We start from the raw sequence: 15,040 nt of genomic DNA, 5'->3' as shown, positions 1-15,040 counted from the left end.
TGAACGCAGATAAGAATAAGAACCTGAATTTGTTAGGTAACAGATGCTACCGGACATAATAAGATATTACGCATCTAAATCCAATATAAAAACGGGCAGGATGCCCATCCCACAAGAAGATCGGAAAAACTGACTGTCAAATTAGATGCGTAGCAGCTTATGATTAATAAAAGAATATTTGATTGCTACACGATTATTCCCCATATAACCGAGTCCAAGGTGTTGGTGTGTCGGGTTAAAGATGGTTGGTCTTTACCACATTTCGTGCCTGCAAAAAATCATTTTGCTCATGTTGGTCTGGTCAACCAAGCTATGCAGGAGCAGTTGGGGATTGATGTAACAACGCTGTGCTGCGTCTACAATGACTTGGATACTGACCTCGATCGCGTAAACCGAGTTTTTGTCCTTGAAAATCACAATCCCGACTGGAACCCACCTGCTGAGGCTCGTTGGATTGGTAAGTACGAACTGGATAATCTGGCGCTAACGGTGCCAGTGCATTGTGATGTGCTGAAAGCTTGGTTTAATGAGGTTGAGGATTCTAAAATTAGCACACAGCGAGTTCCTTGGGCAAGAATTGGCTGGTTTGAAAAGGCAACAATTTGGATTGACGAACAACTAAATAGTCTTGGCATAAGTGTTATTTCTCCTATTGAGCAATTAAGATCTTGGGGTGTTTCCTGCGTGATGCGGGTAACTACGACTGCGGGAAATATTTACTTCAAAGCTACGCCAGATGTATTAGGTAAAGAATTCTTATTCACGCAAACTTTAGCTGAATATTATCCAGCAAATTTCCCCAAAATATTAGCTGTGGAACCAGAACAGCACTGGATTTTGATGCTGGATTTCGGTGGAAGGATTTTGTCAGAAGTTACAGATGTCCTTGATTGGGAGAAAGCGTTGCGCTTATATGCCCACATTCAGATAGAATCTGTTCAGCACGTTGATAATTTGATAAGGTTGGGTTGGCCCGATCGTCGTCTAAAAACGCTATCATATTTCATTGAGTTGATGTTAAATGATACCGAGGCATTGCTGGCAGGAGATTTTATAATTATTGAAGAAAGTGATATTGATGAACTGCGTGCTTTGATTCCCCAATTTAAGGGAATGTGCGACGCATTGGCAAGTTACAATCTGCCGCAAACGCTGGTACATGGGGATTTTTGGGCAAAAAATGTCGTTGTAACCGATAATAATTATATTTATTTTGATTGGCCGACTAGCGCCGTAGCGCATCCTTTTTTCGATATCGTTAACTTTTTGTATATTGAAAAATACGTTCCCGATATTCCCGATGTACGTACTCGCCTCCGCAATGCTTATCTGGAATCGTGGACAACTTACGAACCGATGGAACGTTTGATTGAAGCTTTTGAGTTATCGAAAACGTTGGGAATGTTGTATCAGGCGATAACTTATTACTGGATAGTTTCCCATTTAGAAGAATTAGCTAGATGGGAGATGGAAGTTGCAGTACCTTTGTGTTTGGAAAAGCTGTTACAGCGCTTTTCTGATGAGTAGGTACGCGAAACCCGGTTTCTTCAAGAAACCGGGTTTCTGGGGTTTACGACCTCCGACTGCAAGCTGCTGTAAAGTATAAAAGAGGGGGTGGGGTAAATTGTGGGAATACCGAAAATCGGAGGTTAGATCGTGACAGATAGACAAAAACCAAACAAACCGCTATTTTCACAGCATTATCTGGATCATCGGCTTAAGGAATCCCCGGAATGGCAAGTGGATGTGGCTGCCGAGTTTCAAAAGTTAAAAAATCTTTATATTTCCAAAAAAGCTCTGTTGTCAACGCTGAGTGAAGCGCAAACAGAGGAAGTATTTATTAAACCTGCGTTGGATCTTCTGGGGTTTAGCCACATTCCCCAGGTGACGACTCGCGGTAAAGGTAGGGCAGAACGTCCAGATTATGCTTTATTTAATAGTGAAAATGATCGTGATGCTGCTTATCCTTTACAAAGTAATGAGACTGCGTTTTATGGGCGGGTAATTGCGATCGCAGAAGCAAAATACTGGGAACGTCCGTTAAGCAAGGTTTCTAAGAATGATAACCGCGATTTTTATAAGAATACTAACCCATCTTTTCAGATTGCTAGCTATCTCACGGGAACGGGGGTAGATTGGGGAATTTTAACCAATGGGAGAGAGTGGCGGTTATATTATCGACAAGCTTCTTCCACAGCAACAGAGTTTTATCAAGTGGATTTGGTGGAACTTCTGGAAGCAGAAGATTTAGACAAGTTTAAATATTTTTTGCTATTCTTTCGCCAAGAAGCATTCGTTAAAGATTCCCAAGGACGCAATTTTTTAGAACGGGTACGCGATGGTAGCACAACTTATGCGACGCGAGTGGGGAATGAGTTAAAAGCGTTGGTGTTCGATCGCATTTTTCCCGATTTGGCGGGAGGATTTGTCGCAGATGCTACCCGACGCGGGGAAGCGGTGACATCGGAACAATGAGATGCACCATTGAAAAACCGCAAATTTGAAAGAGGAATGGTATAATCTGTGAAAGTCTGCGTTCAAGATATTGATAAAAGTCGTTACTCTATCTCTTTGGGTTGTCACAGGAAAGCGAAATGGTGCAAAGTATTTCTAAGTTTGATATCGCCAGCCAAATTAGCCGTCAGCCCTACTACAGGACGCAGCTAGGTTCAGCTTACTTAGGTAATAGCTTGGAACTCATGGCAGAATTGCCAGATGAAAGCGTCGATTTAATTTGCACTTCTCCACCTTTCGCCCTAGTAAGAAAAAAAGAGTATGGTAATGTAGATGCTCATAAATACGTTGAATGGTTCAAGGCATTTGCCCGTGAATTCTATCGTATTATCAAGCCCGAAGGATCGCTAGTCATAGATATTGGAGGAACGTGGCTTAAAGGTTTTCCCGTGCGATCGATGTATCATTTTGAGTTAGTAATAGAGCTTTGCAAACCAAAATCAGAAGGTGGTTTGGGTTTCTTCCTCGCCCAAGAACTTTTTTGGTACAATCCAGCCAAACTTCCGACCCCTGCTGAGTGGGTTACAGTGCGGAGAGAAAGGGTGAAAGATGCTGTGAATACAGTTTGGTGGTTATCAAAAGATCCGCACCCTAAAGCCAATAACAAACGGGTTTTACGCCCTTACAGTGAGGCGATGAAAAACCTATTGAAAAATGGGTATGATGCCAAGTTACGCCCGTCTGGGCATGATATTTCTACTAAATTTCAGAACGATCGGGGTGGTGCTATTCCTCCAAACATCATAGCCGATCCTACGTGCAGTTCCGGCGCGTTCATTGGGCTGCCAGTATTAGGAGAATTTAATTGGATTTTAGAGCATGATTTAGCACAGCCTGTCAATGTTATCTCAGCTTCTAATACTGCATCTAATGATTATTATCAGCGACGATGTAAAGAAGCAGGAATTAAAGCTCATCCTGCTAGATTTCCCCAAGCATTACCTGAATTTGTCATAGCACTTTGTACAGAACCTGGTGATTTAGTTCTCGATCCATTTGCAGGTTCAAATACTACAGGACGAGTAGCGGAAACCCTCGATCGCCGTTGGTTAGCTTTTGAATTAGATCAAAATTATATTAAAGCATCGCAGTTTCGATTTGAAGAAGATGCCCCATTGGTTGTTACTCCATTAAAAGAGAGAAAAGTTCTGAAAGCCAAAGCGCTGGCTTTAGCCCCTGATTATATTGACAAATCATCTACAATAGACGAGCAAAATAGTTATATCCAATTAGACTTATTTCAATCACATAATAACAATATGGCAGATCAAAAACTAAAGTTTACCTACGGGCATCAGTTTGAACCTAAAACGATGAATTTACCGGAATTAGTGCAACTCTGTGTAAATTGCCAACCCGATCGCCGTCTCTTACAGGCTGAAATTGCCAAGCGTTATTATTCTAGTCACTCAACGCAAAATGATTTACAGCAAGGGGAAAATCGCAGCAAACTTGCGATGAATACATTTCTTTCTCTTCGTGCTTACAAGTTAGTTGAGTCGATTAATGATGATGATTGGCAGTACCAAGTAACAGATCTTGCTAATGAAATATTAGCTTATCAGAGCGATGCTGATGAAGCAGCTACAATTTTTGCTCGTCACATTCTGACTAACTTAACTGGAATGTCTTTGCTGAAAGCAGTGGAAGCAATTAACAGTAGAGGCGATAAACCAAAATTGGATTTAATTGGTTACGAACTTCAAGAGATGGGGTATTCTCTCTCTCCCAACGCCATCTATGTTAGCACTATGCGGCAATGGTTACAAGAAGCAGGGGTATTTGAGAAAACATACGAAATTAATTGGGATCGAGTCTATGACATCCTAGAACTTGATAAAGACTATATCGATGAGATTTATACTCTCACTTCAGAGCAAAAGTATTTTCTATTGGCAATGCTCCAGATGAGCATTATAGAGCTAACCAAGTGGAATGACATTGCTAACTATGCGGTGAGTGTTTATAAAGTACGGTTCCCCTCAAAGTCATTTGTTAAGGATATTATTCAACCTTTAGTAGAAGTAGGTTTAATTGAAACTGAGAAAACTACGGGTGGACGTGGTGCTAAACCCAATCTGGTTAAGCTGACTGAAAAAGCACAGCGTGAATTACTGTCTAAATTGTTAGAGTCTATTGCAGACATAACAGAAATTTCCCAAACTGAACTAAATCGAAGTTTTGAAGATGTTGTCAATGATTTAGATCATGCAGATAAACATATTAAAGGCAAAGCACTAGAATTGCTAGCAATTTGGATGATTCGTTTGACGAGTCTTCGATTCACAAAATGGCGCAAACGGGACTATGAAACTGGACAAGGGGAAGTAGATGTTTTAGCTGCATCGGATCGCTTTGTTTATCACCGTTGGCAAATTCAGTGCAAAAACACCAAACGAGTAGATGTTGAGGTGTTAGCTAAAGAAGTAGGCATGACTTTTGTAACTGGCGCTGATGTAGTGATGATTGTGACTACTGGTGAGTTTACTAGAGATGCTTTCCAGTACGCTTATCGCATGATGGAAGTATCCCGTTACTATATGGTGCTGATTCAAAAAGAGGATATTGAGGCTATTAAAGAAGATAGAACTAATATTATCAAGATTCTCGATCGCCGCGCACGGCGTGTATTTGCCAAGAAGGAACTAGGATTAACTGATGATGCAGTTGATGAGATTGAAATTGAAGAGGATTCACTTACAGAGTTTGATGGAGCATTTGAAGAGGAATAGAGCAACCTCTGGGAGAAGGCGAAGCACCTACGCACTATCAAGCATAAAGATCGCTCACAACCTCGATCCAATAATATCCCAAGTCAACCAACCATCACCTTAGCCAACAACCGGAAGAAGCCGATGTAATTCACGATTTATTAGCCTATCTAGCCGAACAAATGGTCGAACTCAACAAGCAAAAACAAACCGAAATAAAAAGCTTTTTGCAATGGCTAGAACGCTTTATTGGTTGTCCCATTGACACACTCACAAATAAATCGAAAATTCAGAATTATTTAGGAGACTATTACAAAGACGAACCCCATCTTAGCTTTGACGAGTTAATCGAAGTGCTGAAGAAAAACAAAAAGAAACTCAAAATCGATCCCGTTGCGCGAAAAGAACAGCAAACCTTAGAAAAGGAATATCAGGCAAGTTTAGATACCTTACTCCCGCTCAAAATGCAACTGATGCGGTGCGATCAACTGATAGATACGATTGTTTATAAACTCTATGGATTAACAGAGGAGGAAATTACTATTGTAGAGGGAAGGGCAAACGTATTGACAAGGTAAATATATATTGCCTACACTGTCAAGCATGGATGTATATTTCGTACTCAATGGCATTACCTTTGTTTGGAACAGCGAAAAGGCAAGTCGCAATCCTGAGAAGCATGACGGCATTACTTTCCAGCAAGCTGCTGAGGCATTTTTCGATCCCTTTCTCGTAGTTGTTGATGCTAGCCGCAATGATGAAGCAAGAGATGCTGTAATTGGGTTAGATACTCGATGGAATCTCTTATATGTGGTTCACATCGAACGTGAGGAGAATATGATTCGGATTATTTCAGCGCGTAAAGCAACTCGTCAGGAGCGAGCAATATATGAAAATTGAGATGTTAAAAAAGCGGTTAGAACGAAATCGTCCCATGACTAGCGTAACGATTCGCATTCCTGAAGATGTCGTGGAAGACCTAAAACGGCTTGCACCATTGTTAGGATTTTCAGGGTATGAGCCGTTGATTCGCGCTTATATTGGTCAGGGATTGCGTAACGATTTAGAGCTATTCGAGAACGAAACAGTAACAGCATTGATTGCCAGTTTAAAGCGTCGGGGTGTCAGTGATGAAATCATTAATGAAGCATTGAATGAAGTCGTTAACAGTTAATTGTATTGTAGAGGGAAGGTGAGCAATTTGTTAAAATCGGGAAAATGGGCAAAAACAGGAAATAGAAAATTCAAACATTAGAGGTTTAATTCAGATGATTATGCAAGCAGAAGAAAAAAAATATTACTCTCCAGAAGAGTATCTAGAACTAGAAGTGAATGCAGAAGAAAAACATGAATACATTGATGGAGAAATAATCCTTATGTCCGGTGGAATGCCCAATCATAACCGTATTACTGGCAACTTTTATGCAGCCCTAAACTTTGCTCTTAAACGGCAACCTTACGATGTATTCGTCAGCGATCAGCGATTGTGGATTCCCCAGCGACGTATCTATACTTACCCTGATGTCATGGTAGTTCAAGGAGCTTTGCAACTCCAAGAAGGGCGAAAAGATACTATTACCAATCCAGTGATGATTGCGGAAATATTATCAAAATCAACTCAGGCTTATGATCAAGGCAAAAAATTTAAGTTTTACCGCACTATTCCCACTTTTCAAGAGTATGTATTGATCGAACAATACTCAATGCACGTTGAGCGATACTACAAAACAGAACCGCATCAATGGATTTTTTCTGAGTATGATGGTGCAGAATCAATCCTAGCTCTTAACACAGTTCCCTGTGAAATTTCTCTGGCAGATCTCTATGATAAAGTTGATTTTGAAGGAGAGTAAAAATGAGGGAAATTTCAGGTATGTTGTTGCGCTTTAGCGCTCTTTTATATATCGCTAAATCGCAAAAACGTACCAAAATCAATTTAAAGAATTTGGATCTATCCCTAATTCTCGTAACTTTTCCGCCAATCTTTCCGCTTTTTGTTCCGCTTGCAAAATCCGTTCTTCAGGCGTTAGCAATCTTGACCCTCGATCGTCATACCAATAAAGCCATTCCCGCGTTATTCCCTGATAAGTTCCCCGTTCTCTACCAATTCCTAAACCAATTTCAGGTAGCCAAACCGGATTATCTTGCGGCTGCAAATTATATTCCCCATTCACCAAACGATATACTTCTAATGGTGATTTTCGACGGCGAATGGGATTATATATTACATAATACAATACTTCCAATTCTGCATAAAGGTTTTTCTTGTTGGTGTATTCTCCCCGCCGTTTCTCGGAAACAATTTCTAGCACCATGATTGGGGGAATATGATCTTCTTCCCAAAAGATATAACTTCGACGCAAGTTTTCATCAAAAACCCGTTCTACTCCTAAACTAAGAAATCCATCTGGCACTATAGCAGGTTCTTCGGGATCGTAATATACTCCCATATCAACACCAAAAAACCAATCCATGCGGTTCGCCCAAACTAAAGCTAAGATTGCTTTGAGTAAACCGGGAATTAAATCTTGCAGTTCGTTATCCACAGGTGTATCGTCAGAGTCGGGTAGTTCTTCGGAAGAGGGTAAGTAATGCAGTGGGTTGTACTTTAACATGATGGGGTCTGGGTGACACGCACAATTCGATTGTAAACTTTTGCCTGGGATAATTGGCGGATTTTGTGCGGTTGTTGGTTATGTAGTTTGTTCTGTCTCTGTCTGTAATTTTTGCCCGATTTTTGGTTCGGTTCCTGCTAGTAAACGCTCGATATTGGCGCGATGACGCCAGATAACGTAAATACCAGCTGCGATCGCAAACAGCAGATATGGCAAAGGTTCACCAAATCCAAACATTAGGGCGGAAACTGCGATCGCACCCACAATCGAACTCAACGATACGATCCGCGAAATTGCCATCACTACGGCAAAAACTCCTAACGTTCCCAAACCAACTTGCCAAGACATTGCTAGCAATATCCCCAAACTGGTAGCAACTGATTTACCGCCTTTAAAATTCAACCAAATTGGCCAACTATGACCGATTATAGCCGCTAATCCAGCCAAAGCCACCAGCCAAGGTAAAGATAATCCCTCATTACTTGACAAATTGCCAGAGATGATGTAAGCAAAATGCGCGATCGCGATCGCAGCCGCACCTTTAGCAGCATCAACCAGCAAAACCACAATTGCTGGGCCTTTTCCCAGGGTTCTCAACACATTCGTTGCGCCAATCGAACCAGAACCTTGGTCGCGAATATCAATTCCCTTGAGGATGCGAGCAGCTAAATAGCCAGTCGGAAAAGAGCCTAGCAGATAAGCCACAAGCAACAATGCAATATTTACACTTAACTCAACCATCATCAATCGATCCTTTACTGAAAATTTCCAATTTAAGATTGCAGATTGCAGAGTGGAACCCCACCCCCAACCCCTCCCCGTGGACGGGGAGGGGAGTAAAACAACTCCCCGTCCACGGGGAGGGGAGTTTTTATCCCCCCTCTTTGCAGGCGGAGAGGGGGGGAAGGGGGGGTGAGGTTTTGCCAAGCTGAAGTTGCTAGACAATGTTTCAATTTGAAATCTCCCATCTTGCAATCTAAAATTAAAAACGATCGCGCTCCGAAGAATAGCTGGGCGATTGAGGATCGGGCGCAAACGCCAACCACAAGGGAAATTGCAGCATAGCTAGACTAATTTGGTCTTCTGTTTCGTCAATGATAATCAACGGCATTTGCCCTTCTTTAACCAACCGCTCAGCTTTGATTGCCATCGGTTCTGGGGCTTCAAACAGAGTCACTCCCCGTTCTGGGCCAAAATCACCGCGAGAAATGCCCAGACAGTCTTGCAAACCGCGCCGCCATTCTCCCAGACGTTCGGGGGTATTTGCCAGGACTAGGCTGCGGAGACGATCGCCATATTGCGATCGCAACACCGAGATAATAGAAGAAGAAATGAGGATATTTTGCAGGCGAGAACCCATAGTCCGTAACGCTCCCTTCCCACCCTGAGTGAAAAACCAGTAAGAAGCGCGTTCGGCGTGAACTGGTTCAAAAGTGCGCCGCAGTTGCCAAGGCGGGCCATAATAATCCGGTCGCGTGCGGTATTGGTCTAAAAGTTTGCGAATTTGCTTCGATTGTTCCTGAAAACCCTGCTCTGCAAATTTCGGCCCCCCAGATCCAGATTCTTTGATCGGTTTAGCATCTTTAATAACGACCTTTTCTTCCGGTTCTGGTGTTTTGGGAATCAGTTCCAGTTGTTCGGCAGAAGACGCCAGATCCTGCAAACTACCTACCAGATAGTCTTTAAAGCCTTGTACCCGAATTGCCAAGTCTTGAGAAACTCCAGCAAATGTCGTTTTCATCTCGGCTCGAACCCGTTCCTGGCGGCGTTCTAACTGTTCTACGGCAATTTGCAGCGTCTGCTTGCGTTGTTCTAATTCGCTCAACCCTTCTTGAAGCAGGCGACCTAAAGTTGCTTGCGTTTCAGTCATTTGCTCGGAGAGGATTTTTCGGGTGACTTGTAGAGAGGAAATTTCCTGTTTGAGAGACTGTTCCTCTTGCTTTAATTCAGCTACCCGTGCTTCTAACTCAGAAATGCGATCGATCTTTGTTTGCACTTTCTCGTCTATAGGCGCTGAATCCCCTCCTCTCATCGCATTGTTGCTGGCAAGCTCTTGAGTATTTGCAGACGCCCCCCCGCCGATTACCCAATTATCGTTTGCAGGCATATCTTCAGTGCCCAGCGGCGGTAAATCCCCTTCGATAAACTCATTATTTTGTTCAGTAGTTAGAGGCTCACGATCGCCTACTACTAAATCATCTTCAGGTAGCTCTGCAACAAAATCAACTGTGGCACCTTGCGCTTGTAAATTATCCAATGCCTCCATAGCTGGTTCTTGCTCTGGCTGTTGCTCTTGTTTTTGGGTTTGGGCTTCTTCTGAATTCATCTAACAACTAACGACTAATAGTTACTCAACAAAGGTAGGGCCTTGCTGGCCTTTCCAACTAAAAACTCATAGACACTCAGACGGCTGACCTTGCACTAAATCTTCGGACAGCGTTGTTCCAAACAGATTTGTAGCATCTTGGGATCGAACAACATAGGCAAGAAGTGAATGCTTTTGACTTCTTTAAAATAAAACAAAATTGGCACTCCCGGCCAAAAAATTCGCCAATTTTGCCATTCCCGGTAAGGGAAGCTGCGGATTATCTTATCGGAGCGGTATACCTCTAAAGCCGTTTCTGTAAATTTCAGACGGATAGTGGCAGTCTGGAACAAGAGGAATAATCCAAACAGAGCGACGATCGAACTAAGCCAGACTTGCACCAGCAATAGGGGTATTGCGCCTACTACTAAGACAATAGGCAGCGTGTAACTGGGAGAGAGTTCAACCGTTTGTTGCGCGATAGGAGCAGCGGTGGTCACAGTCTTTAATTCCTCCAAACGAACAGACTTCACTTTTATTTTATAGGCTTACGCCTCATAAGCCTTTTTGAATAACACTGCCCGTGCCCTGAAACATGACCCAAGTCAATAAAAAATTGACAATAAAGATCGCTAGCAAAGATGTTACCACGGCGGTCGTCGTTGATTGTCCCACACCTTTAGCGCCTCCTGTCGTCGTCAAGCCCCAGCTACAGCCAATTACGGCAATTAGCGCTCCGAAGCAAAAAGCCTTGATCGCCGCACTACAGATATCCCAGATATCTAGGAAGTTGCGGACTGAATCTAGAAACACCGATTGGGAGATGCCGTAAAGGTTAGTGGCAATCAGCAATCCTCCCATCATGCCAGTTACCAGGCACATAATGGTCAAAATTGGCAGCATTAAGCAGCAGGCGATCACGCGGGGAATCACCAGATAATCGATCGGATCGGTTTTGAGGATCAGGAGGGCGTCGATTTGTTCGGTGACCCGCATTGTGCCTATTTCTGCCGCAAAAGCCGATCCGACTCGTCCCGCCAGCACCACAGCGGTGAGGACTGGGGCTAGTTCGCGGCACAACGCGAGTGCCAGAACTCCTCCCACGGCGGTGCCTGCACCCAAGTTGATAAACTCACGCGCCACCTGAACTGTAAATACCATGCCTACGAAAGCCGCTGTTACCAGGGCTATGAGCAGGGATTCTGGGCCAACTGCTGCCATTTGATCTAGGGTGTTGCGCCGGTGGATTTTGCCATTGAGTAGGTGGATTAGTACTTGTCCGCCCAACAAAATTGCCGCTAGCAAGCGCTGTCCCCATAACCTTAAACTCAAAAAAGCGATCGCCCTTACTCCACAAAAGTTCGCACTGCATTAAGAACTGTATCTAATCTGAACGATCCCCAGTCACTTATCCTGTCTATTTTTAATAAAAACTTAAGATTTCTAACTTTTTGGCTCGACGCTGAATATCGCGCCTATTGTGGTAAGTGGCAAGTGCCGGAAAGCTGGCATGGCCGCTGTCAGTTCTCCAGAAGGAATTGAGATGAGTATTTTCCCCAACTTCTTCCGCTCTCTGCTGCTAACGAGTATCGTCAGCTTTGTCGCCCCCATTCTGCTAATCGGGGGAACGTTGGCAGGTCTGTCTTCGATCGGCTATATTCCTGGCCTGGGAATCATCGGTCAGTCCGGTGCGGAGTCAATCTGGAAGTTCCTGGCCGTTTTTGGCAGTGGCTGTCCAATCCAGGGACTCTTGACAATCGGTATAACTTGTGCATTAGTGGGCGCGATGTTTGACACCTACGCTTTCTACAGGTATCAAACCCTTCGCGGGAATTGATTTGATAGCACGGGAATTGGGAATCGCTTCCCAAGAAAAGCAAAAATCTTCTCCTTTATCTAAAATCTGAAATTCTCAATCAACGGTTACCCCTCAAAAGGTCTTCCAGCCTTGATAGCGGGTTTGTTCTTCCCTACGGACAGGTAAAAAGCGAACCCTTGTTTAGCCGTCGCCGGATCGAGGGCAGTCTGGACAAGATTCGGATTAGTAGCGACATCAGCACCATTGCCAGTATCCCCTTTCGTTTCATTCTCTTGAATCCCATTCCAAGTAAGGTAGGTGCTTTTCAGATGGCGGAAGATTTCTTGATAAAGTTGGCTTCTCACGCGATCGCCCCGTTTCCCATCTTCCAGTTTGATATCATCCACAAAAAATGCTAGTTCCAAACCAATAAAATAGGAAACCTCATTATGATTAATTCCGATCATCCTGATTTGAGGCTCTTGCCATTTTTCTCGCGACAGTTTCAACTTCTCTTTGAGCCACTTAATTAACTCCATCACATAATCATCTAAGCGAGTTTCCTCACCTTGAGGATTGGATATCTTTTGATACAAGCGTTGCGCTCTTCGTTTTAATACATTAATCTTTCGCTCCCATTCCTCAGAAATGAAGTATTGATCCCGATCCAGTAAATTAGGATCTTTAAGCCAAATTCGATACCACTCCCTAATTAACTCAACCAATCCCTCTTCATTATTTTCCTGAAGATCAAATCCATTGCGGTTATTATTGGTTTCATTCATTACTTGGAAACCCATAAGTTCTAGGATTGCGTGATATTCCTGTTTGACATTTTCTATTTCCTCTTCAGTTATCCCTCCTTTTTCAGCAAACTGCATTGTCACAACCAAAGCTTCAAGGGCTTGTTCTATTTCCTCTAATTGTAAATTGACCGCCTGTTCTACCAGTAGCCGTGATTTGCCTATTTTTTGTTGTTGGGTGAGATTAGGGTCACATCCTTCGTAGCTATAGTATTTATCGATCGTTTCTAATTTAGTATCAATATCCCCCAGTGTATCGGCATGAGCTAACACAATTTCTTCGATCAGCTTCCGGGTTTCATCAATATTAGATTCAGGGGGTATCTCTATATCCATAGCGATATAGTACAAAGAGGTGGGACGACTCAGATTCGTGAGTTTTTGACCCTGCAATACACTGTTAGGAATATAAACATCACAATGGGTACTAAATATATATAACTGAGTCACCCGAACACCAATCCGGCGTAGCATTCCGATTGAACCATCTTCAAGGAGCAGGATGTCACCAAATTGAAAAGGCGTATCAATCAGTAAAACAATCCCACTAAAGAAATTAGCCAAAATATCCTGAAGTGCAAAACCAAGAACAAAAGTAGCACCGCCCAGCGTTACCCAAATTCCACTTAAATTCACCCCAAAAGTTCCGAGAACAAGAGCCCCGCCAGTCAGGAAGATTAGCACAGGGACAACTGCTGATAGGATGGGAAGCAATACGTCATCCCACATGACTTCAGTTTTTTGAGTGTAATCTTTGAGGTAGTAAATAAAAACTTGGAGAAATAATTGGACAGACCAATAACTAATGACTATAATTATAATCGATGTCAGGATATGTTCTATTCCTGTAGGAATTTTGACAGAGACTAGATTCTTAAAAGTGATTTTCAGGCTGAAGATAGCGAAGACGATGAGGGCTGGATAGGCGGAAACACCTAAGGTAACGAGTGCGATGTCCCGTTCAAATTGCCGAAAGATAGGGCGCAGGATATAAAATAAGAATACATATAATAGCCCAGTTGCCAGACCCGTGATTAGCAAACTAATCAGGATCGAATTCACTGTATTCATTTTATCAAATTGATGCAAGAGGTTTTGTAACATAGCAGTTGCTTTATTTAACATAGTTTGCCTTAACTTTAGTTGTAAAAATGTCAACAATAATTTTGGTTATTAGTTGGAGCGACTCATAGCGAAACGTTCTCAAAGTTGAAATTGACAAAGGTGTAAATTTATGACAATTGTTCCGATCGCTCCTAACTATTGTACCTTATTCTACTACCAGTTTTAATCCTGGAAGCAATCGTTCTAAGTTTTTCAATGATTTACCTTGCCAGGGCACCTTCTTGCCGCCTAAAACCACTAATTGAGTCCCTTTCTTCTTCTTCATCCCCAGCACAAATTTAGATAACATACTGATGCCCGAACTGTTGAGGAATGCTAATTCTTTCACGTTTAATGTAAGGGTGTCTGGGTCTGAATTAGCCGCTTGATCGAGCAACTTAACAATGGGAACATATTCCTTGGGACTTCCTAGAGTAATATCCCCTTTAAAATAAACTGTTGAGGACGCTGGCTCGTATTGAACCTGATAGTCATCGCCTTTGACTTCTGGATTTGCCATAAATTGTTTCTCCTTTTTTTCTGCAAATGTCCGAATGATTCATCAGTAAAAATTATACAACAATTTGAGCCATTGTAGTAACAATGACAATTTGTGGATTACTGGGTGCAATCTCAAATTTCCAGCCTAATTTTGCTGAATAATCATTGATTGCGGTCAGCAAACCTAAGCCAGAAGCTTCACTATCTTCGGATTCGGCTGTTTTTTCAATCTGCTGAACATATAACTCATTAGGATCGGCGTCAAGTAATTCCCTAATAAAGGCTTGAAATTCCCTAGCCTTTTGAGTAGTAATACTGTTTTCGGTAAAAATCACAGCTGTTACTTTCTCGAACTCTTCCAGAAAATGAATGCCAAACTTAACTTTATTATGATTGTTTTCTTCGTTAGATTTCATGGCATTTTCTAACAGTTCGTTGCCGACATAACTCACTGAATTTCTAGTTGCTTCGATCCGATCTTCCCGCCGATCGGGGTTTTCATCAATTGGCAGAAAGGTTGAAAAATAGTTGGCAATAAAATAAGCTGATAAGCGGTTATTACGCCACCGTTCTTCAATTGGTCGAGAACTGGAGGTAAAGCTCAGTTCTAAAGACTCATGTTCTTGAGGAAACTCCTCAATAAATTCTCCAAAAATTTGGCTCATATTTGTTACTTCTTAATTGATAGA

General features: G+C 42.5%; 16 protein-coding genes. 8 read left to right on the top strand and 8 right to left on the bottom strand.

What is annotated here, in order from left to right:
- The first annotated feature begins 159 nt into the window (after positions 1-159).
- From LAY41_RS00815 to LAY41_RS00785, 7 genes are all read left to right on the top strand, one after another.
- On the top strand, positions 160-1,527 hold the full coding sequence (locus LAY41_RS00815; RefSeq protein ID WP_249093062.1) for a phosphotransferase family protein: 1,368 nt from the start codon (positions 160-162) through the stop codon (positions 1,525-1,527).
- 129 nt (positions 1,528-1,656) lie between these two features.
- Entirely contained in the window at positions 1,657-2,475 is an 819-nt protein-coding gene (locus tag LAY41_RS00810) for a type I restriction endonuclease (protein ID WP_249093060.1), read from the top strand.
- A gap of 119 nt (positions 2,476-2,594) precedes the next feature.
- A complete protein-coding gene (locus LAY41_RS00805; protein WP_249093056.1) occupies positions 2,595-5,246 on the top strand; it encodes a DNA methyltransferase in 2,652 nt (883 codons plus the stop codon).
- A 161-nt stretch (positions 5,247-5,407) separates the two neighbouring features.
- Entirely contained in the window at positions 5,408-5,803 is a 396-nt protein-coding gene (locus tag LAY41_RS00800) for a hypothetical protein (RefSeq protein ID WP_249093054.1), read from the top strand.
- A gap of 25 nt (positions 5,804-5,828) precedes the next feature.
- Positions 5,829-6,125 carry a BrnT family toxin gene (locus LAY41_RS00795; protein WP_249093052.1) on the top strand — a complete coding sequence of 99 codons (297 nt, stop codon included), beginning with the start codon at positions 5,829-5,831 and terminating at the stop codon, positions 6,123-6,125.
- Complete coding sequence (locus LAY41_RS00790) at positions 6,115-6,399, top strand: hypothetical protein (RefSeq protein WP_249093050.1); 285 nt, start codon at positions 6,115-6,117, stop codon at positions 6,397-6,399. The genes LAY41_RS00795 and LAY41_RS00790 overlap by 11 nt, the downstream gene beginning before the upstream one ends.
- Positions 6,400-6,499: 100 nt before the next feature.
- Entirely contained in the window at positions 6,500-7,078 is a 579-nt protein-coding gene (locus tag LAY41_RS00785; RefSeq protein ID WP_338022911.1) for a Uma2 family endonuclease, read from the top strand.
- A gap of 78 nt (positions 7,079-7,156) precedes the next feature.
- On the opposite strand, the gene LAY41_RS00780 is transcribed toward LAY41_RS00785, so the two are convergent.
- The 5 genes from LAY41_RS00780 to LAY41_RS00760 form a co-directional block, all read right to left on the bottom strand.
- Entirely contained in the window at positions 7,157-7,840 is a 684-nt protein-coding gene (locus LAY41_RS00780) for a Uma2 family endonuclease (protein ID WP_249093046.1), read from the bottom strand.
- Positions 7,841-7,918: 78 nt separating this feature from the next.
- Complete coding sequence (gene plsY / locus LAY41_RS00775) at positions 7,919-8,584, bottom strand: glycerol-3-phosphate 1-O-acyltransferase PlsY (RefSeq protein ID WP_249093044.1); 666 nt, start codon at positions 8,582-8,584, stop codon at positions 7,919-7,921.
- 238 nt (positions 8,585-8,822) lie between these two features.
- Positions 8,823-9,872, bottom strand: a complete 1,050-nt coding sequence (locus tag LAY41_RS00770) for a DUF3086 domain-containing protein (protein ID WP_476726974.1) — start codon at positions 9,870-9,872, stop codon at positions 8,823-8,825.
- A 389-nt stretch (positions 9,873-10,261) separates the two neighbouring features.
- Complete coding sequence (locus LAY41_RS00765) at positions 10,262-10,645, bottom strand: DUF3119 family protein (RefSeq protein WP_249094025.1); 384 nt, start codon at positions 10,643-10,645, stop codon at positions 10,262-10,264.
- Between the two features lie 55 nt (positions 10,646-10,700).
- The gene (locus tag LAY41_RS00760; RefSeq protein WP_249093040.1) at positions 10,701-11,477 is read right to left on the bottom strand and encodes an MlaE family lipid ABC transporter permease subunit; all 777 of its coding nucleotides are present in this window, start codon (positions 11,475-11,477) and stop codon (positions 10,701-10,703) included.
- 178 nt (positions 11,478-11,655) lie between these two features.
- Between LAY41_RS00760 and LAY41_RS00755 the strand changes: the two genes are divergently transcribed.
- Positions 11,656-11,982, top strand: a complete 327-nt coding sequence (locus LAY41_RS00755) for a hypothetical protein (protein WP_338022910.1) — start codon at positions 11,656-11,658, stop codon at positions 11,980-11,982.
- 86 nt (positions 11,983-12,068) lie between these two features.
- Here the strand turns inward: LAY41_RS00755 and LAY41_RS00750 are convergent, their stop codons facing one another.
- From LAY41_RS00750 to LAY41_RS00740, 3 genes are all read right to left on the bottom strand, one after another.
- Positions 12,069-13,817: a mechanosensitive ion channel family protein gene (locus tag LAY41_RS00750; RefSeq protein ID WP_249093038.1), complete on the bottom strand. Its 1,749-nt coding sequence runs from the start codon at positions 13,815-13,817 to the stop codon at positions 12,069-12,071.
- Between the two features lie 199 nt (positions 13,818-14,016).
- On the bottom strand, positions 14,017-14,370 hold the full coding sequence (locus LAY41_RS00745) for a slr1659 superfamily regulator (protein ID WP_249093037.1): 354 nt from the start codon (positions 14,368-14,370) through the stop codon (positions 14,017-14,019).
- Between the two features lie 52 nt (positions 14,371-14,422).
- Entirely contained in the window at positions 14,423-15,016 is a 594-nt protein-coding gene (locus LAY41_RS00740) for a slr1658 family protein (protein WP_249093035.1), read from the bottom strand.
- Positions 15,017-15,040: the final 24 nt, after the last annotated feature.

This window comes from Argonema galeatum A003/A1, assembly GCF_023333595.1.
Classification (GTDB): Bacteria; Cyanobacteriota; Cyanobacteriia; order Cyanobacteriales; family Aerosakkonemataceae; genus Argonema; species Argonema galeatum.
This window is presented reverse-complemented; position numbering and strand designations above follow the sequence as displayed.

Bases quoted from the DNA above. Each gene is read 5' to 3' on its own strand.
- LAY41_RS00815 (WP_249093062.1), top strand. From the start codon at position 160: ATGATTAATAAAAGAATATTTGATTGCTACACGATTATTCCCCATATA.
- LAY41_RS00805 (WP_249093056.1), top strand. From the start codon at position 2,595: ATGGTGCAAAGTATTTCTAAGTTTGATATCGCCAGCCAAATTAGCCGT.
- LAY41_RS00800 (WP_249093054.1), top strand. From the start codon at position 5,408: ATGGTCGAACTCAACAAGCAAAAACAAACCGAAATAAAAAGCTTTTTG.
- LAY41_RS00795 (WP_249093052.1), top strand. From the start codon at position 5,829: ATGGATGTATATTTCGTACTCAATGGCATTACCTTTGTTTGGAACAGC.
- LAY41_RS00790 (WP_249093050.1), top strand. From the start codon at position 6,115: ATGAAAATTGAGATGTTAAAAAAGCGGTTAGAACGAAATCGTCCCATG.
- LAY41_RS00785 (WP_338022911.1), top strand. From the start codon at position 6,500: ATGCAAGCAGAAGAAAAAAAATATTACTCTCCAGAAGAGTATCTAGAA.
- LAY41_RS00780 (WP_249093046.1), bottom strand. From the start codon at position 7,840: ATGTTAAAGTACAACCCACTGCATTACTTACCCTCTTCCGAAGAACTA.
- plsY (WP_249093044.1), bottom strand. From the start codon at position 8,584: ATGATGGTTGAGTTAAGTGTAAATATTGCATTGTTGCTTGTGGCTTAT.
- LAY41_RS00770 (WP_476726974.1), bottom strand. From the start codon at position 9,872: ATGAGAGGAGGGGATTCAGCGCCTATAGACGAGAAAGTGCAAACAAAG.
- LAY41_RS00755 (WP_338022910.1), top strand. From the start codon at position 11,656: ATGGCCGCTGTCAGTTCTCCAGAAGGAATTGAGATGAGTATTTTCCCC.
- LAY41_RS00750 (WP_249093038.1), bottom strand. From the start codon at position 13,817: ATGAATACAGTGAATTCGATCCTGATTAGTTTGCTAATCACGGGTCTG.
- LAY41_RS00745 (WP_249093037.1), bottom strand. From the start codon at position 14,370: ATGGCAAATCCAGAAGTCAAAGGCGATGACTATCAGGTTCAATACGAG.
- LAY41_RS00740 (WP_249093035.1), bottom strand. From the start codon at position 15,016: ATGAGCCAAATTTTTGGAGAATTTATTGAGGAGTTTCCTCAAGAACAT.